Source organism: Streptomyces sp. NPDC055239, from assembly GCF_053606205.1.
In genome coordinates this window covers 64,889-83,581 of the sequence record NZ_JBSGRD010000012.1, presented here as the reverse complement: position 1 = coordinate 83,581, position 18,693 = coordinate 64,889, and the positions used below count along the sequence as shown (strand labels likewise).

The window sequence follows — 18,693 nt, the reverse complement described above, 5'->3', positions numbered from 1 at the left end:
AGCGTCGGTGTACCGACTAGGGTGGGTGTCTCATCCACTGGACATCTGACTGGAGGGCCGGAAGTGACCACCGAGCTGCGCCGCCTGCGTAACTACATCGACGGAGAATTCCGGGACGCCGCCGACGGCCGGACCACCGAGGTGGTCAACCCCGCCAACGGCGAGTCCTACGCCACCGCGCCCCTGTCCGGGCAGGCCGACGTCGACGCCGCCATGGAGGCTGCCGCCGCCGCGTTCCCCGCCTGGCGCGACCTGACGCCGGCCGAGCGCCAGAAGGCCCTGCTGAAGATCGCCGACGCGTTCGAGGAGCGCGCCGAGGAGCTCATCGCGGCCGAGGTCGAGAACACGGGCAAGCCGACCGGGCTCACGCGGTCCGAGGAGATCCCGCCCATGGTCGACCAGATCCGCTTCTTCGCGGGCGCGGCCAGGATGCTCGAAGGCCGGGCGGCAGGGGAGTACATGGAGGGTCTGACCTCCATCATCCGCCGCGAGCCGATCGGCGTCTGCGCGCAGGTCGCGCCCTGGAACTACCCGATGATGATGGGCGTGTGGAAGTTCGCCCCGGCGCTCGCCGCGGGCAACACCGTCGTCCTCAAGCCCTCGGACACGACCCCCGCGTCGACCGTCCTGATGGCCGAGATCATCGGCTCGATCGTCCCCAAGGGCGTCTTCAACGTCGTCTGCGGCGACCGTGACACCGGCCGCGCGATGGTCGAGCACCACACCCCGGCGATGGCCTCCATCACCGGTTCGGTGCGCGCGGGCATGCAGGTCGCCGAGTCCGCCTCCAAGGACCTCAAGCGGGTCCACCTGGAGCTGGGCGGCAAGGCGCCGGTCGTCGTCTTCGAGGACGCCGACATCGCCAAGGCCGTCGAGGACATCTCGGTGGCGGGCTTCTTCAACGCGGGCCAGGACTGTACGGCCGCCACGCGCGTGCTCGTCCACGAGTCCATCCACGACGAGTTCGTGACCGCGCTCGCCAAGGCCGCCGCCGACACGAAGACCGGCCAGCCGGACGACGAGGACGTGCTCTTCGGCCCGCTCAACAACGCCAACCAGCTGAAGCAGGTCTCCGGCTTCATCGACCGCCTTCCGGCGCACGCCAAGGTCGAGGCGGGCGGTCAGCGCGTCGGCGAGAAGGGCTTCTTCTACGCCCCGACCGTCGTCTCCGGCCTGAAGCAGGACGACGAGATCATCCAGAACGAGGTCTTCGGCCCGGTCATCACCGTCCAGTCCTTCACGGACGAGGCGCAGGCCGTGTCGTACGCGAACGGCGTCGAGTACGCCCTGGCCTCCTCGGTCTGGACGCAGAACCACCCGCGCGCCATGCGCATGGCCAAGGTCCTCGACTTCGGCTGCGTCTGGATCAACACGCACATCCCGCTGGTCGCTGAGATGCCGCACGGCGGCTTCAAGAAGTCCGGCTACGGCAAGGACCTTTCCGCGTACGGCTTCGACGACTACACGCGCATCAAGCACGTGATGACGTCGATCGAGGGTTAGTCACACCCGGCCCCGGGGTAATCCCACTGGGCCCTGGGCTAATTGGGATGCCCGGCAACGCCGCCCCCGCGTACCGTCACGTACGCGGGGGTGGCTCCGCGGTGTGCTTCCTTCTTTCTCTTCTCTGCAAAAGATCCGTAGCGCACCCACTCCCCGCCCCCGCCTTTCTGCCCTACGGGGGGCGTACTACGGGGGTGTGACCTGATGACGACGGCCGATGACCTCGCGGGGCTGCTGCTGCGCCGCAGGCAGAGCGTGTACGTTCCCTCTCCCGCCGTCGCTGCACGGTCCGCCGTGACCGACGCCGCCGTGGTCGTCCTCGAAGCCGAACTCGCCGACCGCGGGCACCTGCTGACCGTCCCGCTGCGCCGGGCACTGACCGCGCTCCCCGTCCCCGGCCTCGCCGCGACCGGCCGCAAGCTGCTCGCCGACGTCGACGCGCTGATGGGCTCCGACCGCCACCACGCCCCGCTGTTCCAGCGCTTCCCGGACGAGATCCCGTACCGGCACGCGCACGAACGCTTCGCCTCCCTCGTCGCCCAGCGCCTCGCCGCCCAGCCGCACCAGCCCTGCATGAACTGTGCAGGCACCAAGGCCCGCGTCCGCGCGCTCGCGCCGTGCGCGCATCTGCTGTGCGACGACTGCCACCGCAAGAAGGAGGACTACGGCTGCTGCGACCTGTGCTGTGTCTGGTACGCCTGCCCCATCTGCGAGAACCGCTACGAGACCGAAGGGCCCACCGACCCCTGGATCGACACGGGCGCGGGGCTCGGCGGCGACGGCGGCGAGATCCTGCGCACGCTGAGCCTGGCGGCCCCCGGCGATACCGCCGCCGAGCTCGCGTCCCTGCTCGCCCGCCGTACGCCTCTCAACCCCCAGGACCACGACGACCTGGTCCTGCTCCTCGGCCACCTGTACCCGGCCGACGCCGCCGACTGGCTCCCGCCCGCCATCCCGCTGCGCGAGAGCAAGGCACTCGCCCTCGCACCGCTGCTCGACGTGCCGGACGTGCCGGACGTGCGCGCGCTCGTGGGGCGGTACGCGGACACCGCCACCGACGTGCTGCGGATCCTCGTCGTACGTTCCGGGGGCGACCCCGACCTGCTCGAACCGCCCCGTCTGCGCGGGCTCCCGCGTCCCGTCCGCCGTGAACTCCTCGCCCTGCTCGACGGGTTCGACCTGCGTCGCCTGGCCGAGGACATGGCCCGCAACCCGAGCGCCTGGAAGCGGGTCGGAGAAATCCTGCACCCCTTCGAGCAGGCCCACCGGCACGCGCGCGTGGCGCTCGCCTTCGCTGTCCTGCGCGGGACGCGTGTAGGCGAATCCGCTCTGTGGGAGGTGCTGCTCGCCGAGGCCGCACGGCACGAGGACGTGCGCCTCGAAGGCGACCGGCTGCGGATCGTCACCTGGCAGGGGCGCGTCGAGGAGGCACTCGCCCGCTGGGACACCACGGCCGCGGCGGGACTCCTTCGCGAGCGCCCCGGTGAACTCCTGCGCCGCCTTGACCTGTTGCTGGCCCGATCGGGCTCGGTGACCTTGCCGGACGCGGTGGCCGATGCGCTCTCGGAGGCCTTGCCCCGCTCCGGACCCGGTCCGCTGCTCGGTGCGTACGGCCGCATGAAGGTCCGTTACGTGCCGGGACACCGCCGCGTCTTCTTCCCGCGCGGGCGCGTCACCCAGGCGTACGCGGTCGAGGACCACCGGCCGCCGCTGGCTTCGCGGGTGGCGGGGCGTGCCGGTGAGCTGATCGAGGCGGAGGCGGTGCGGCGGCTCGCGGAGGGGGATGGCGCGGGAAATGGCGCGGGGGAGGGCGAGCGGTACGACGTGGCCGTCCTCGACGCCTCGCTCGCCGACCTGCCGGTGCCGTTCGCCGAGCGCGCGTCGGCGGCCTCGCTGGTCGCGGTGCCGCGCGGCAGCTCGCTGCCCATGCCCGCCGACAGCGAGAACGTGCGGCTCTTCCTGCACTGGCTGCAGCCCAAGGGCGTACGCGTCGACCTCGACCTGTCCGTCGCGCTCTACGACGACCTGTGGCGCTTCGTCGGCCTGTGCGACTACACGCATCTGACGTACGCGGGCGGCGCCGCCCGGCACTCCGGGGACCTGACGTCGGCGCCCGCCCCGCACGGCGCCACCGAGTATCTGGACCTCGACCTGCCGCGGCTCGCCCACGCGGGGGTGCGCTTCGTCGTGCCCGCGGTCCTCTCGTACAACAACGTGCCTTTCGATGAACTCCCGGACGCCTTCGCGGGGTTCATGGCGGTCGGGGACAGCGGGGGGCGGGTGACGTACGACCCGCGTACGGTCCGGCAGCGGTTCGACCTCGCGGGTGACGCGGCGCTGCGCGTGCCGATGATCGTCGACCTGCGGTCGCGGCGCGCCTGGTGGACCGACGTCACCCTCGCCACGGGGGACGGCAACCACGACGTGTGGCGCTACCGCAGGCAGCTCGGCCGCATGGGCAACGACTTGCTCGACACCTTCCAGCCGTGCGGCCGGGCCACCCTGTGGGACCTGGCCTGCTGGACGGCGGCGGCCCGCACCGAAGGCCCCGTGTACGTGCGCGGCCGGGGCCACGTCCTGTGGGGATACCGACGCGGCGATGACGAGCCGCGCGCCGACTTCGCGCTGCGTGTACGGGACGGCTGGGAGCCGGACGAACTGCGCGCTGAGCCGGAACTCGCGGGCCGCCGGGCGCTCCTGGCGCTCCTGCACGGTGAGTTGGAGGGCACGGAGGCTGTCGCGTCCGGCACGGTGTACCGGCTCTACCCGGGGCCGGTCGACGCGGGCGCGCTGGTGCGGATCACGGCGGGGGACTTGGCGGGGTGGCTGGAGCCCGGGTGATCGACACCCTGTCGCTTCCTGCTTCCCGGATCGACAGGGTGTCGCTTCCCGACCGCTCGGCTCGACGCAGCGTCCATTGCCTGTACGTGACACGCGGGCGCATGCTGCCGGGGTGCGAGCGAACCCCAGTGCCTCCTCAGTCTCCCGAGTCTCCCGCCGGTCCCTGCTGCGTGCCATCGGCGGCGGGGCCGCCGTCAGTACGCTCGCGGGCTGCGGTGTGCCCGCCGCGTACATCGGACCCGGCGAGCGCGCGGCCGGGGACCGCTCACTGCGGGACAAGGCGCTGACCTTCGCCAACTGGCCGCTCTACATCGACACCGACGACGATGACGCGACGAAGCGGCCCTCGCTCGACGCCTTCGAGAAGCGGACCGGCATCGACGTCCGCTACACGGAGGAGATCAACGACAACGACGAGTTCTTCGGCAAGATCAGCCCGTCCCTGATGAACCACCAGGAGACCGGCCGCGACCTCATCGTCATCAGCGACTGGATGTGCGCCCGCTTCGTGCGGCTCGGCTGGGTGCAGGAGATGGACCGCGCCCGGCAGCCGAACGTCACCAAGTACCTCGACCCGCTGCTGCGTTCCCCCAGCTTCGATCCCGGCCGCAAGAACACGGTGCCCTGGCAGTCCGGCATCACCGGCATCGCGTACAACAGGCGCAAGGTCGGCCGGGAGATCAGCCACGTCTCCGACCTGTGGGCCGACGACCTCAAGGGCCGGGTCACGCTGCTGTCCGGGCTCGACGAGTCGTTCGCGCTGCTCATGCAGGGCGACGGCGTCGACATCACCAAGTGGAAGGCCGACGACTTCCACCGGGTGTGCGACCGGGTGGAGAAGCTGGTGGCCTCGAAACACATCCGCCGCTTCACGGGCAACGACTACATCAAGGACTTGTCGAGCGGGGACGTCCTCGCCTGCCAGGCCTACAGCGGCGACGTCATCCAGCTCCAGGCGGACGACCCGGACATCGAGTTCGTGGTCCCCCAGGAGGGCGCAGAGCTGTGGGCCGAGTCCCTGATGATCCCCAACCTGGCCCGCCACAAGCGGAACGCGGAACGGCTCATCGACTACTACTACGAGCCCGAGGTGGCCGCCGAGCTCGCCGCCTGGGTCAACTACGTCTGCCCCGTACCGGCAGCGCGCGACATCCTCGCCTCCTCCAAGGACAAGGAACTGGCCTCGCTCGCCGAGGACCCGCTGATCTTCCCGGACGACGCGATGCGGAAGCGGCTCGCGATCGCGCGGGACATCACGTCGGAGGAGCGGACGGAGTTCGCGAAGAGGTGGAACGCGATCGCGGGGTTGTAGGGGCGGGGGCGTAGGGGATAGAGGATAGGGAAAGGGCTGGTCAGGAGCGGTTTCGGCGTAGGGCCCGCCAGGCGTCCCCGATTGCCTCCACCGACCGGATCCACCGGCCCACCAGCTTGTCCCGCACCCCCGTCCACGCCCATCGCCACTTGAGCCAGGGCGGCAGCTCGCGGAACGGTACGAAGGTCAGCGTGTCGTCGATGGCGTCTCCTGCGAGGCCCGCGTGGCCTTCCGCGCGCAGCGCCTCGTACAGCTCCGGCGTCAGTTCGCCGTTGAGCCGGGCGGCGGCCCCTGCCGCGGTGAACGCGAAGCCATGTTCCGCCCTGTCCGGCAAGTGCATCGCCTTGACGATGCGGGGCGAGGCCTCGGTCAAGGGGCAGTTGAAGGCCAGTCCGATCGCTGCGGAGCCCATGCGGCGGACTCTGCCGCGCTCATACGCGGCGTCCCATTCGCATGGGGCGTGGAACCGCAGCAGGTTCTCGTCGCCGTCCCAGTCCCATCCGGCCGCCACTGCAACTCTCTTTTCTGTCGGCTCCGTCGGCTCCGTGAGCTCTGTCGGTTCCGTCAGCTCGTCGGCGAGCGCTCCCTCGCATTGAACACCCAGGAGTCGCCTTGCGTTCCATAGGTAACTGCGACGTGCGGCCGTCCCGTTCGGGTGCCGCGGAAAAGGAACGAACGTGATGCCCAAGCGAACCGGCCTTCTCGCGGCGCTCGCCGCTCTGCCCGTCGCCCTCCTCACCGTGGCCGTCTCGCCCCCGGTGTTCGCGGCGGACACCCCGGCCTACCAGATCGACCTTGCGCAGCTGAACGACTCCGGCTCCACGGGGACGGCCCTCCTGAGCCTGCGCGGCAACGCGCTGACCGTGTGGATCAAGTCCGAGGGCATGGTGCCGGGCCAGCCCTCAGCGCAGCACCTGCACGGATCCACCGACGGGCACGACTTCCAGTGCCCCGACGACGGCGACGACACCAACGGCGACGGCATCCTCGACAACACCGAGGCCACCGTCCACTACGGCGACATCAACATCTCGCTGACCGTCTCCGGGGGCACCGACGCGGGAAGCGGACTCGCCGTGGACCGGATGCCGGTGGCCGACGCGCAGGGCAAGGTCTCCTACAAGCGGACCATCACCGTCGGGCAGGACGTGGTGGATCACATCAAGGACCTGCACATCGTGCAGCACGGCGTCGACCGCAACGACAACGGCACGTACGACTTCGAGGGCGCCGGCAAGAGCGAACTCGACCCGAAGCTTCCCCAGGAGGCCACCGCTCCGACCGACTGCGGTGTGGTCAAGGGCGCGGCGGTCGGTTCCGTGCCCGTCGGCGGGGTCGAGACCGGCGGCGGGGCTTCCGCGGGCGGCACGAATCCCGGCGCCGTGATCGGTACCGCGGGGGCTGCGGCGTTGACGGCCGCCGGTGTGCTGGTTCTCGCGCGTCGGCGGAGGGCATCGACGCCCGTTGCCGCGGTCGTCAAGACCAGGAATTCCGCGTGAGCCGCTCGGTCCGGCGTGCCTGCGCACCCGTGATCGCCGCCTTCGCGGCGGCTCTGCTGCTCGGCGCATGCGCGGGCCAGGACACGGCCGCCCCGCAGGCGACCCCGGCCCGGAGTACGAAGGGGAGTGCGGCGGAGGAGGGTGGCAGCACACCGTCGACGGGGTCCGGCCAGGTCGCCACCGACCTGGCCCGGTCCGTGCCCGAGCGGGTCGTCATCCCCTCCCTCGGGGTGTCGAGCGAGCTGGAGACGCTGGGGCAGAACGGGGACGGGGCGATGACGACGCCGAAGAACCCCGAACTGGCGGGCTGGTACGAACCGGGCCCCACTCCCGGCTCCCGGGGCCCGGCGGTGATCGCCGGACACGTGACCTGGAACGGCGCTGACGCGGTCTTCAAGGGGCTGAAGACGATGAAGGCCGGAGACACCGTCGAGGTGACACGCGAGGACGGGAAGACGGTCACCTTCACTGTGGACCGCGTCGAGGAGTACCCGAAGAAGGAATTCCCCACCCTGAAGGTGTACGGGGACATCGACCACGCGGGTCTGCGCCTGATCACCTGCGGCGGCGATTTCGACGCGGACCGGCACTACTACCCCAACAACGTCACGGTGTTCGCGAAGATGACGGGCGTGGAGTGAAGGCGGCCATGGCGATCCGCTCGGCGATCGGGTTCATGTCCGTGCCCTTGGCGTCGGTCGCGTTGACCGAGTAGACGAGGGTGCGTGAGCCGTTCTCGGTGGAGGCGATCATGTTCGTGTAGCCGTAGCGGGAGCCGGTCTTGAGCCAGATGACCTTGCCGCCGATCTCGAACCGCTGGAGCCCCGCGCCGAACATGGCTTCCGGGACGCCCGGCCCCAGCTTCGGCAGCGTGAACATCTCCTTCAACTGAGGCTGAGGCACCACCTCTCCGCCGAACAGCGCCTGCGTGAAGACCTCCAGATCGGCGGTGGAAGAGATCATGTCGCCCGCCGCGAAGCGGTCGAACTGGTTCCACTCGGTGACGTCGACCAAGCGAGTGGTGCCGTCAGGCTGCTTCATGCTCTGGTAGCCGCGATTGTGCGGGCCGTGGATGCGGGGATCGGCGCCGGGGAAGTAGGTGTCGCGCAGGTGGAGGGGTCTGAAGATCCGCTGGGCGGCCTGATCGGCGAACGAGTCGCCGGTGACCCGCTCGATCAGCAGGCCGAGCACGGTGTAGCCGATGTTCCGGTAGTGCTGCTCGGCGCCGGGTGCGTGCTCGGGCCCCTTGGCGATGGCCGATGCGACGACCGTCTGCGGCTTCAACGTGTCGAAGCGGTGGGCGTATTCGTCGTCGAAGCCGTCGCCGGACTTCAGACCGCTGGTGTAGTTGAGGAGGCTGCGGACGGGGATGGGCTTGAACCTCTTGTCCTTCTCCTTCGACTTCTGCTTCGGGAACAGGTCCGGCATGTAGTGCTGCACCGGCTTGTCGAGGTCAAGATCTCCATCGGCGGCGAGCTGGAGCGCCACGGCCGCGGTCACGATCTTCGTTATCGACCCGGCGCGGAAGCGTCCGTGCGGATCGGCCTTCCGCTCCGTGACCAGGTCGTGCACGCCGGAACTGCCGCGCCAGGTCCCCTCCGGGCCACCGACACGGACGAGTGCGGCGGTCGCGTCGGCATTCGGGAGCCCCTTGATCGCGTCGCGCAGCGCCTTGCTGTCGGGCGCGGAGGCATCGGTGGGCGCTGTCACGGCCGATGTGCGCGAGTGGGCGAGGGCGGGGGCGGTCGCGGCGCCGGTGAGGCCGAGGACGAGGGCGGCGGCGAGAGCGGTGCGGGCAGTACGGGTACGGATGCGGAACTGCACGGTGCGACTCCAGGTGGCTGCGGTGCGGGACTGGTGTTGTCCATCCTGGTGATCGGCCGTGCGGGGCGGATCCTCACTGGGGAGGGCGGGGGTGCGGTGGGCCCTGAGGGGTCAACACCTATACGTGTCAGGGGCGTTGGTGCTGTCTCCCCTAGGGGCCTCGCCCGGATCGCGCTCGATGAGCGGCCGTCACGTCGCCATCAGCAGGATGACCAGGACGATGCCGACCAAGAGAGCGATGGTCAGCATGCGGCCGACGGGATGCCTCGGATTGAGCCGGTGGCCGCGGTAGCCCCGCTCGTCGCGCTCGTACACGAAGAGCGGTTCTTCCCGCTTGTCGTCCTCGCTGTTCCCCATGCCCCACAAGCTAGTTGAGGGATGGTCCGGCTACGAGAGTGCGCCCCCAGGCCGCGTGAGCAAGGCGTGCAGCGTGTCGACGCGGTTGGTCGTGATCGAGTCGACGCCGATGTCGAGGAGGCGGCGCATCGAGCGCTTCGTGTCCGGGGTCCAGGCCGAGACGAGGAGCCCCTGGCGCCGCACCTGGACGGCCAGTTCGCGGTGGAGCAGAGAAAAGCGGTAGTTGAGCCAGCGCGGCTTGATCGCGTCGAGCACGGCGCGGCGCGGCGGGGCGAGGCTCGTCCAGGTCAGGGCGATCTCGGCGGCGGGATCCGCCGCGCGCACCGCGAGCATCGTCCGGGCGCCCGCGCAGTAGTACGTCCGCTCCGCCGCCCCGCAGTCGGCGACGGCGCCGACGACCGCGCGCACGGACTGCGGCGTCGCGCCCGGCAGATCCACCATGAGCCGACGCCCTTCGGTCGCCGCGACGGCTTCCTCCAGGGTGGGTACGCCGCCTTCGGTGAGGCCGTGCACCTCGTCCGCGGAGAGCGTGGAGAGGGGGCGGTCGATGTCCCACAGGCGCTTGAGGGTCGCGTCGTGCAGCAGGACGGGGACGCCGTCACGGCTGAGGCGGACGTCGATCTCCACCGCGTCCGCGCCCCGCTCCAGTGCGGAGCGCAGGGACGCGACGGTGTTCTCGCGGACGCGGTAGGGATCGCCTCGGTGGGCCACGGCTGTCACGGTGCGCATGGGCCCATTGTGGTGCCGGTTGTGGCGGCGGACCTAGGGAGCGAGCCAGGTCCGCGTGTACGTGTCGATCTCCGCGGCCAGTTTCGCCTTGCCCGCCGGGTCGAGGAAGGACGCATCGACGGCGTTCTTCGCCAGGTCCGCGACGCCCCGCTCGTCGAGGTCGAGGAGGCGGGCGGCGACCGCGTACTCGTTGTTGAGGTCGGTGCCGAACATGGGCGGGTCGTCGGAGTTGATGGTGACCGGGACCCCGGCGGCGACGAACTGCTTGAGGGGGTGCTCGTCGAGGGTGGCGACGGCGCGGGTCGCGATGTTCGACGTCGGGCAGACCTCGAGCGGGATGCGGTGCTCGGCGAGGTGCGCGAGGAGCTCGGGGTCCTGGGCGGCGCTCGTGCCGTGGCCGATGCGCTCGGCGCGCAGGTGGGTGAGGGCGTCCCAGACGGTGCCGGGCCCTGTGGTCTCGCCCGCGTGCGGGACGGAGTGCAGGCCCGCCGCGATCGCGCGGTCGAAGTACGGCTTGAACTGCGGCCGGGGCACGCCGATCTCCGGCCCGCCGAGCCCGAAGGAGACCAGGCCCTCGGGGCGCAGCTTGTCGGTGGTCGCGAGCCGCACCGTCTCCTCGGCGGATTCGAGCCCGGCCTCGCCGGGGATGTCGAAGCACCAGCGCAGTACGACACCGAGGTCCGCCTCGGCCGACTTGCGGGCGTCCTCGATGGCGTCCATGAAGGCGCGGTCGTCGATGCCGCGGCGCACGGAGCTGAAGGGGGTGACGGTCAGCTCGGCGTAGCGGATGTTCTGCCGGGCCATGTCGCGGGCGATCTCGTACGTGAGCAGCCGCACGTCGTCCGGGGTGCGGATCAGGTCCACGACCGAGAGGTACACCTGGATGAAGTGGGCGAAGTCCGTGAACGTGAAGAAGTCGGCGAGGGCCTCCACGTCCGTGGGAACCGTGGAGTCGGGGTGGCGGGCGGAGAGGGCCGAGACGATGCGGGGAGATGCCGAGCCGACATGGTGCACATGCAGTTCTGCCTTGGGCAGTCCGGCGATGAAGGCATGCGGGTCGCGTCGGTCGCGTTGGTCGCGTGGCTCACGGGCGCTGCTCGGATCGGTCACGGTTTCCTCCCCAGGAACGGATGTGATCGGCTGATCGGGTAAGTCGGGATCATCCTAGGCCGGGGGGCTTCGGCCGAGGGCGGTGGCCGTAGCATGACGGAACGTACGAAAGAGGTGAGCGCGGCATGTCCGACGGTTCGGCGGGGTCGGGTGCGTCCGAGGGGCGGGACCGGGACCCTTGGGCTCCGCCGGCGGATGATGCGGGGGCGCTGCCGCTGGAGAAGCGGAATTCTTGGGCGGCGCCGTATGCGCCGTCCGCGCCGTCCGCGTATGAGCAGCCGACGGGACCGGGTGCCGGGCCCTATGCGCCTCCGGCGGGTCCTCCGGCGGGTGGTGAGCCTGTGCCGCCGCCTCCGGTCGGGCCCGAGGGGCCCGGTCAGGTCCCGTACGGGTACCCCGGGTTTCCGGGCGGCCAGCAGGGCTACCAGAGCTATCAGGGGTACCAGGGCTACCAGGGGCAGGGCCCGCCCGGGTACGGCTGGCCCGCGATGCCGATGACGCCTGCCAACGGGATGGGCGTGGCTTCTCTGGTCCTCGGGATCATCGCGGCCGCCGGTTTCTGCCTGTGGCCCCTGGCGCTCGTGCTCGGCATCCTCGCGATCATCTTCGGGGCGATCGGGCGCGGCAGGGCGCGGCGCGGCGAGGCGACGAACTCCGGGCAGGCGCTGGCCGGGATCATCTGCGGTGTCGTGGGCATCGTCCTGGCGGTGGCTCTGCTGGTGGTGTTGATCGTGACGCCGGGCGATGCGTTCGAGGAGGACGGGGCTTCGGGCGACGGCGGATACTCCGCGTCCGTAGCTGTCAGCCCCTGAGCGCGTGCTGGCGGGGGCGCCTCCTGCGTGGGCCTGAACCGCTTCTTACTGGCGGGGCGCCTTCTGCGTCGGCCTGAACCGCCGCTTCGCGGCGGATGTCTCCCACCCACCCGCCCATTACCCCGCGTCTCGAAGCCACTCCCGCGCCTCCATCAACGCGAACCCCAGCAAGTTCGGCCCCCGCCACCTCTCCGGATCCTGGGCTCGCTCATCGTCGGCCGCCAGGCCGATGCCCCAGATGCGGTCCGTCGGGCTCGCCTCGACAAGCACCCGCGACCCCGTGCCCACCAGGAACGAACGGAGCGCATCGGTCGACGCGAACTTGTGGACGCTGCCCTCGACCACGATCCTGAACCGCTCGCGCTCCCATATCGCCCCGTCGAAGCCCCGCACCAGGCGTCCCGCCTTCTTCGCCTCGGCGGGCGTGCGTGCGGTGAGGGCCGCGGTCTCCGCGTCCGCGTCGGAGAAGAGGCGGGCCTTGGCGGCCATCATCCAGTGCTCAGCCGTCCCGTACTCCACCCCGTCCACGGTGAACGGCGACTGCCACCACTGGCTGAAGCAGCTCCCGCCCAGCGACCCGTCCCGGCGCGGGGTGTGACCCCAGAAGTGCAGGTACTCGACCTGTTCCCCCGCACGCACCGCGCGGACCAGCGCGTCCACCGAGTCGATCTTCGTCATGCACGCGAGTCTGGCACGCACCACTGACACTCCGTCCTGGGTTTTCCAGGACGACTCGACACCTGGTCGACAGATTCCGTCGCGTAACCAAAAGGCAACAACGGAATCACTTGTTGGAGTACCTCTGCTCTGTCAGGATCGGCACTCAAATCGATCTGGAGCTACGCCGACCCCTCGTACGGGGACGACGGCGGAGGAGAGCGTCATGCACAACTTCCAGGCGCAGGACCACTTCGCGGCGGGCGCGCAGTACATCGCGGGACGGCTGACCGAGGGCACATCGGGGCGCACGCACGCCGTCGTCGACCCGGCCACCGGCGACGAGGTCCACCGGTACGAACTCGCGGGCGAGAAGGATGTCGACACCGCTGTCGCCGCCGCCGCGCACGCCTTCCCCGAGTGGGCGGGCGCGACCCCCGGTGAGCGCTCCGACGCCATGCACCGCTTCGCGGGCGTACTGGCCGAGCGCGCGGAGGAGTTCGCGCAGGCCGAGTCGCTCCAGTGCGGCAAGCCCATCAAACTCAGCCGGGAGTTCGACGTACCGGGCTCCGTCGACAACGCCGCCTTCTTCGCGGGAGCGGCCCGGCATCTGCAGGGCCAGTCGGCCGGTGAGTACTCCGGCGACCACACCTCGTACGTACGGCGTGAGCCCATCGGTGTCGTCGGTTCCATCGCGCCCTGGAACTACCCCCTCCAGATGGCCGCCTGGAAGGTGCTCCCCGCCATCGCCGCGGGCAACACGATCGTCCTCAAGCCCGCCGAGCTCACCCCCTTCACCTCGCTCCTCTTCGCGCAGGCGGCCACCGAGGCGGGCATCCCGGACGGTGTCGTCAACATCATCAGCGGCGCCGGACGTGACGCGGGCGAGCGGCTCGTGGGGCACCCCGACGTCGCCATGACCTCCTTCACCGGGTCCACCGCCGTCGGCAAGCGCGTCGCGGAGATCGCCACCTCCACCGTGAAGCGGCTGCATCTGGAGCTCGGCGGCAAGGCGCCGTTCGTCGTGTTCGACGACGCCGATCTCGAAGCCGCCGTGCACGGCGCGGTCGCGGGGGCGCTCATCAACACCGGGCAGGACTGCACGGCCGCCACGCGCGCGTACGTGCAACGGCCGCTCTACGACGCCTTCGTAGAAGGTGTCGCCGAGCTCATGCGGAGCGTACGGCTCGGTGACCCCTTCGCCCCCGACACCGACCTCGGGCCGCTCATCTCGCACGTCCACCGCGACCGCGTCGCCGGTTTCGTCGACCGGGCGCGCTCCTACGCGCGCGTGGTCACCGGCGGCGAGGCGCTCGACCACCCCGGGGCCTTCTACAAGCCCACCCTCATCGCCGACGCCGCGCAGGACAGCGAGATCGTGCAGGCCGAGATCTTCGGTCCGGTGCTCGTCGTGCTGCCCTTCGACTCCGACGACGAAGGCATCAGGCTCGCGAACGACACTCCGTACGGTCTCGCCGCATCGGCCTGGAGCCGCGACGTCTTCCGTGCCAACCGGGCGACGCGCGAGATCAAGGCGGGCTGTGTGTGGGTCAACGACCACATCCCGATCCTCAGCGAGATGCCGCACGGCGGATACAAGGCATCCGGCTACGGAAAGGACATGTCCGCCTACTCCTTCGAGGAGTACACCCAGATCAAGCACGTCATGTTCGACAACACCGCGGTCGTCCGCAAGGACTGGCACCGGACGATCTTCGGGGACCGATAGCCGACAGCCGACAGCTGGAAGGCCGCCCCCGACCAGTGGCCGCCCATCCTCCCGAAAGGGCAACCAAGCGCATGGAGCAGTACGAGCCCGACCCTCTCTCCCCGGCCCAACTGGCCGCCATGCACCGCAGCCTCAGGAACGGCAGGGCCGCCCTCACCCGCCGCTCCCTGCTGCGCGCCTCCGCGGGCGGCGCGTTCGCCGTCGGCGGTCTCGGCGCACTCAGCGCCTGCGGGATCCCGGCAGCGAGCAAGGGGCAGGGCGACGTCTCGTCCGACGACCACTCGGCCAAGGAGAAGCAGATCAACTTCTCCAACTGGACCGAGTACATGGACGTCGACGACGATCAACGCCGTCCCACCCTGGACGCGTTCACGAAGCGCACCGGGATCAAGGTCAAGTACACCGAGGACATCAACGACAACGTCGAGTTCTTCGGGAAGATCAAGCCGCAGCTCGCGGCGGGCCAGGAGACCGGGCGCGACCTCATCTGCGTCACGGACTGGCTGGCGGCCCGGCTCATCCGCTTCGGCTGGGTCCAGAAACTCGACCCGGCCAACCTGCCGCACGCGTACACCAACCTGTCGGCCCAGTTCCGCAACCCGGACTGGGACCCGGGGCGGTCCTACTCGTACCCCTGGACCGGTATCTCCACCGTCATCGCGTACAACAAGAAGGCGACCGACGGCGAAGACATCACCTCCGTGTCGCAGCTCCTGGACAACCCCAAGCTCAAGGGGCGCGTCGGCTTCCTCTCCGAGATGCGCGACAGCGTGGGCATGACGCTCATCGACATGGGCAAGGACCCGGCGAAGTTCACCGACGACGACTTCGACGCGGCCATCGCCCGCCTCCAGAAGGCCGTCGACAAGAAGCAGATCCGCCGCTTCACGGGCAACGACTACACGTCGGACCTCGACAAGGGCGACCTCGCCGCGTGTCTGGGCTGGGCGGGCGACATCGTCCAGCTCCAGGCCGACAACCCTGACATCGCCTTCCACATCCCGGACCAGGGCTACATCACGTCCACGGACAACCTGCTCGTCCCGAACAAGGCGCGCCACAAGCGCAACGCCGAACGGCTCATCGACTACTACTACGAGCCCGAGCCCGCAGCCCGGCTCGCCGCGTACATCAACTACGTGTGCCCCGTGGACGGTGTGCGCCCCGAGCTGGCGAAGCTCGACAAGGAAGCCGCCGCGAACCCGCTGATCATCCCGGACAAGGAGATGGCCGCGAAGTCCCACGGGTTCCGCTCGCTGACGCCGAAGGAAGAGACGGCGTACGAGGAGAAGTTCGCCAAGCTGACCGGTGCCTGACCCGATTCCCTCGTCCCGATCCGATCCCCTCGACCCCCTGGACGCACCATGACGACTGCTACTGCCAAAGAACACGGCGGCGACGTCCGCCTCACCGGGATCAGCAAGACGTACGGCTCCTTCACGGCCGTCCGCCCGCTCGACCTCACCGTGCCGCAGGGCTCCTTCTTCGCGCTGCTCGGCGCGTCCGGCTGTGGCAAGACCACCACGCTCCGCATGATCGCGGGCCTGGAGGAGCCCAGCTCGGGCACCGTGCACCTGGGCGAGCAGGACGTCACGGCGCTGCCGCCGTACAAGCGGCCCGTCAACACGGTCTTCCAGTCGTACGCGCTCTTCCCCCACCTCGACATCTTCGAGAACGTCGCCTTCGGCCTCCGCCGGCGCGGCATCAAGTCGGTGAAGGGCCAGGTCGGCGAGATGCTCGACCTCGTCCAGCTCGGCGAGCAGGCCCGCAAGAAGCCGCACCAGCTCTCCGGCGGCCAGCAGCAGCGCGTCGCCGTAGCCCGCGCCCTGATCAACCACCCCAAGGTGCTGCTCCTCGACGAGCCGCTCGGCGCACTCGACCTCAAGCTGCGCCGCCAGATGCAGCTCGAACTCAAGCGCATCCAGACCGAGGTGGGCATCACGTTCATCCACGTCACGCACGACCAGGAGGAGGCCATGACGATGGCCGACCAGGTCGCGGTGATGAACGCGGGCGGCGTCGAACAGCTCGGCGCCCCCGCCGACCTCTACGAGAACCCCCGCACCACCTTCGTCGCCAACTTCCTGGGCACGTCGAACTTCATAGAGGCCGAGATCGCGGGCCGCAGCGGTGACGACCTCACCCTCAAGGCCGGTGACGGCAAGCTCGTCCTGCCCGCCGCGCGATGTACGGCGCCCACCACCACCGGCGGCAAGGTCATCCTCGGCGTACGCCCCGAGAAGATCTCCCTCACGCACGCCGACGACGCGGGGCAGATCCCCGAGGGGCGCAACCGCATCACGGGCCGCATCGCCGACAGCAGCTTCATCGGTGTGTCGACGCAGTACGTCATCCATATCAACAGCCCGCTCTGCGACGCGTTCGAGGTCTACGCCCAGAACATCGAGCGCGACACCCGCCTGGTCCCCGGCACCGAGGTCGTCCTGCACTGGAACCCGGCCCACACCTTCGGCCTCGACCCCGCCCAGGACATCGACGCGGGAGTCGAGAAGGTCGAGGAGGACGCCTCCGCATGACGACGACCCTCACCAAGGCGCCCCCGACACCAGAGCCGGACGAGCCGGACGAGGCGCCGCGCAAGGTCCGCAAGCGCGGCCGTCTCGTCCCCTACTGGCTGCTGCTTCCCGGCATCCTCTGGCTCGTCGTCTTCTTCGCGCTGCCGCTGGTCTACCAGGCGTCGACGTCCGTCCAGACCGGCTCCCTCGAAGACGGCTTCAAGGTCACCTGGCACTTCGCCACCTACTGGGACGCGCTGAGCGACTACTGGCCGCAGTTCCTGCGCTCGGTGATGTACGCGGGCGCCGCCACGGTCCTGTGTCTGCTGCTCGGCTATCCGCTGGCGTATCTGATCGCGTTCCGCGCGGGCCGCTGGCGCAACCTCATCCTCGTCCTGGTCATCGCGCCGTTCTTCACCAGCTTCCTCATCCGTACGCTGGCGTGGAAGACGATCCTCGCGGACGGCGGCCCCCTCGTGGGCGCCCTCAACACGCTGCACGTCCTCGACGTCACCAGCTGGCTCGGCGTCACGGAAGGTGACCGGGTCCTCGCCACACCCCTCGCGGTGATCTGCGGACTCACGTACAACTTCCTGCCGTTCATGATCCTGCCGCTCTACACCTCGCTCGAACGCATCGACGGCAGGCTGCACGAGGCGGCGGGCGACCTCTACGCGAAGCCGTCCACGACCTTCCGCAAGGTGACCTTCCCGCTCTCCATGCCGGGCGTCGTCTCCGGCACGCTGCTCACCTTCATCCCGGCGGCGGGCGACTACGTCAACGCGGACCTGCTCGGCTCCACCGACACCCGCATGGTCGGCAACGTCATCCAGACGCAGTTCCTGCGCATTCTGGACTACCCGACGGCCGCGGCGCTCTCCTTCATCCTGATGGCGGCGATCCTCGTCATGGTCACCTTCTACATCCGTAAGTCCGGGACGGAGGATCTCGTCTGATGGCTGCCTTCTTCCGCTGGTTCCGCGGCAAATTCGTCGTCATCGCGGGTCTGCTCACCCTCGCGTATCTGCTGCTCCCGAACGTCGTCGTGACGGTGTTCTCCTTCAACAAGCCGAAGGGGCGCTTCAATTACGCCTGGCAGGAATTCTCGCTCGACGCCTGGAAGGACCCCTGCGGCGTCGCCGACATGTGCGGATCGCTCAGCTTGAGCCTGCAGATCGCGGCCTGGGCGACCATCGGCGCGACCGTGCTCGGCACGATGATCGCCTTCGCGCTCGTGCGCTACCGCTTCCGGGCGCGCGGCGCTGTCAGCTCGCTGATCTTCCTGCCGATGGCTATGCCCGAGGTCGTCATGGCCGCCTCGCTGCTCACGCTCTTCCTGAACATGGGCGCCCAGCTGGGCTTCTGGACGATTCTCATCGCCCACATCATGTTCTGCCTCAGCTTCGTGGTGACCGCCGTCAAGGCGCGCGTGATGTCCATGGACCCGCGCCTGGAACAGGCCGCGCAGGACCTCTACGCGGGCCCCGTGCAGACCTTCGTCCGGGTCACGCTGCCGATCGCCGCACCGGGAATCGCGGCGGGCGCGCTGCTCGCCTTCGCGCTCTCCTTCGACGATTTCATCATCACGAATTTCAACGCGGGCTCGACCGTGACGTTCCCCATGTTCGTCTGGGGATCGGCGCAGCGCGGTACGCCCGTTCAGATCAATGTGATCGGTACGGCGATGTTCCTTGTCGCCGTGATCCTGGTGCTCGGCGGGATGATCGTCGGAAAGCGCCGCAACAAGCAATCCCGGTAACCCGGTAACCCGGTCCCGGTATCCCGGTAAGAATTCTGAAGGAGT

General features: G+C 69.6%; 17 protein-coding genes. 11 read left to right on the top strand and 6 right to left on the bottom strand.

Annotation, left to right across the window (positions count from 1 at the left end):
• Positions 1-63 precede the first annotated feature (63 nt).
• From ACWFRJ_RS32110 to ACWFRJ_RS32100, 3 genes are all read left to right on the top strand, one after another.
• Positions 64-1,503: a gamma-aminobutyraldehyde dehydrogenase gene (locus ACWFRJ_RS32110; protein ID WP_453538820.1), complete on the top strand. Its 1,440-nt coding sequence runs from the start codon at positions 64-66 to the stop codon at positions 1,501-1,503.
• 204 nt (positions 1,504-1,707) lie between these two features.
• On the top strand, positions 1,708-4,344 hold the full coding sequence (locus ACWFRJ_RS32105) for an MXAN_6230/SCO0854 family RING domain-containing protein (protein ID WP_453538817.1): 2,637 nt from the start codon (positions 1,708-1,710) through the stop codon (positions 4,342-4,344).
• Positions 4,345-4,456: 112 nt separating this feature from the next.
• Entirely contained in the window at positions 4,457-5,656 is a 1,200-nt protein-coding gene (locus ACWFRJ_RS32100; RefSeq protein WP_453538815.1) for a polyamine ABC transporter substrate-binding protein, read from the top strand.
• A gap of 40 nt (positions 5,657-5,696) precedes the next feature.
• On the opposite strand, the gene ACWFRJ_RS32095 is transcribed toward ACWFRJ_RS32100, so the two are convergent.
• Positions 5,697-6,167 (bottom strand): hypothetical protein, encoded by a 471-nt coding sequence (locus tag ACWFRJ_RS32095; protein ID WP_453538813.1) that lies wholly within the window; start codon positions 6,165-6,167, stop codon positions 5,697-5,699.
• A 166-nt stretch (positions 6,168-6,333) separates the two neighbouring features.
• Here ACWFRJ_RS32095 and ACWFRJ_RS32090 point away from each other — a divergent pair, with 166 nt between their 5' ends.
• Both ACWFRJ_RS32090 and ACWFRJ_RS32085 read left to right on the top strand, forming a co-directional pair.
• The gene (locus tag ACWFRJ_RS32090; RefSeq protein ID WP_453538810.1) at positions 6,334-7,155 is read left to right on the top strand and encodes a hypothetical protein; all 822 of its coding nucleotides are present in this window, start codon (positions 6,334-6,336) and stop codon (positions 7,153-7,155) included.
• Positions 7,152-7,796 (top strand): class F sortase, encoded by a 645-nt coding sequence (locus tag ACWFRJ_RS32085; RefSeq protein ID WP_453538807.1) that lies wholly within the window; start codon positions 7,152-7,154, stop codon positions 7,794-7,796. The genes ACWFRJ_RS32090 and ACWFRJ_RS32085 overlap by 4 nt, the downstream gene beginning before the upstream one ends.
• On the opposite strand, the gene ACWFRJ_RS32080 is transcribed toward ACWFRJ_RS32085, so the two are convergent.
• From ACWFRJ_RS32080 to ACWFRJ_RS32065, 4 genes are all read right to left on the bottom strand, one after another.
• Positions 7,762-8,967 (bottom strand): serine hydrolase domain-containing protein, encoded by a 1,206-nt coding sequence (locus tag ACWFRJ_RS32080; protein ID WP_453539391.1) that lies wholly within the window; start codon positions 8,965-8,967, stop codon positions 7,762-7,764. The two genes, ACWFRJ_RS32085 and ACWFRJ_RS32080, sit on opposite strands and share 35 nt — an antisense overlap.
• 201 nt (positions 8,968-9,168) lie before the next feature.
• On the bottom strand, positions 9,169-9,336 hold the full coding sequence (locus ACWFRJ_RS32075) for a hypothetical protein (RefSeq protein ID WP_453538804.1): 168 nt from the start codon (positions 9,334-9,336) through the stop codon (positions 9,169-9,171).
• A gap of 30 nt (positions 9,337-9,366) precedes the next feature.
• Positions 9,367-10,065, bottom strand: a complete 699-nt coding sequence (locus tag ACWFRJ_RS32070; RefSeq protein WP_453538801.1) for a glycerophosphodiester phosphodiesterase — start codon at positions 10,063-10,065, stop codon at positions 9,367-9,369.
• A gap of 33 nt (positions 10,066-10,098) precedes the next feature.
• Positions 10,099-11,175 (bottom strand): adenosine deaminase, encoded by a 1,077-nt coding sequence (locus ACWFRJ_RS32065; protein WP_453538798.1) that lies wholly within the window; start codon positions 11,173-11,175, stop codon positions 10,099-10,101.
• A gap of 341 nt (positions 11,176-11,516) precedes the next feature.
• Here ACWFRJ_RS32065 and ACWFRJ_RS32060 point away from each other — a divergent pair, with 341 nt between their 5' ends.
• Positions 11,517-11,987, top strand: coding sequence for a DUF4190 domain-containing protein (locus ACWFRJ_RS32060; RefSeq protein WP_453538795.1), 471 nt, complete (start codon positions 11,517-11,519; stop codon positions 11,985-11,987).
• A gap of 117 nt (positions 11,988-12,104) precedes the next feature.
• Here the strand turns inward: ACWFRJ_RS32060 and ACWFRJ_RS32055 are convergent, their stop codons facing one another.
• Positions 12,105-12,665 (bottom strand): NADAR family protein, encoded by a 561-nt coding sequence (locus ACWFRJ_RS32055; protein WP_453538792.1) that lies wholly within the window; start codon positions 12,663-12,665, stop codon positions 12,105-12,107.
• 205 nt (positions 12,666-12,870) lie between these two features.
• Between ACWFRJ_RS32055 and ACWFRJ_RS32050 the strand changes: the two genes are divergently transcribed.
• The 5 genes from ACWFRJ_RS32050 (at position 12,871) to ACWFRJ_RS32030 (ending at position 18,648) form a co-directional block, all read left to right on the top strand.
• Positions 12,871-14,373, top strand: coding sequence for a gamma-aminobutyraldehyde dehydrogenase (locus ACWFRJ_RS32050; protein ID WP_453538789.1), 1,503 nt, complete (start codon positions 12,871-12,873; stop codon positions 14,371-14,373).
• A 71-nt stretch (positions 14,374-14,444) separates the two neighbouring features.
• Positions 14,445-15,689, top strand: a complete 1,245-nt coding sequence (locus ACWFRJ_RS32045; protein WP_453538786.1) for an ABC transporter substrate-binding protein — start codon at positions 14,445-14,447, stop codon at positions 15,687-15,689.
• Between the two features lie 48 nt (positions 15,690-15,737).
• Positions 15,738-16,910 carry an ABC transporter ATP-binding protein gene (locus tag ACWFRJ_RS32040; protein ID WP_453538784.1) on the top strand — a complete coding sequence of 391 codons (1,173 nt, stop codon included), beginning with the start codon at positions 15,738-15,740 and terminating at the stop codon, positions 16,908-16,910.
• Positions 16,907-17,845 (top strand): ABC transporter permease, encoded by a 939-nt coding sequence (locus tag ACWFRJ_RS32035; RefSeq protein WP_453538781.1) that lies wholly within the window; start codon positions 16,907-16,909, stop codon positions 17,843-17,845. The genes ACWFRJ_RS32040 and ACWFRJ_RS32035 overlap by 4 nt, the downstream gene beginning before the upstream one ends.
• Positions 17,845-18,648, top strand: coding sequence for an ABC transporter permease (locus ACWFRJ_RS32030; protein ID WP_453538778.1), 804 nt, complete (start codon positions 17,845-17,847; stop codon positions 18,646-18,648). The genes ACWFRJ_RS32035 and ACWFRJ_RS32030 overlap by 1 nt, the downstream gene beginning before the upstream one ends.
• Positions 18,649-18,693: the final 45 nt, after the last annotated feature.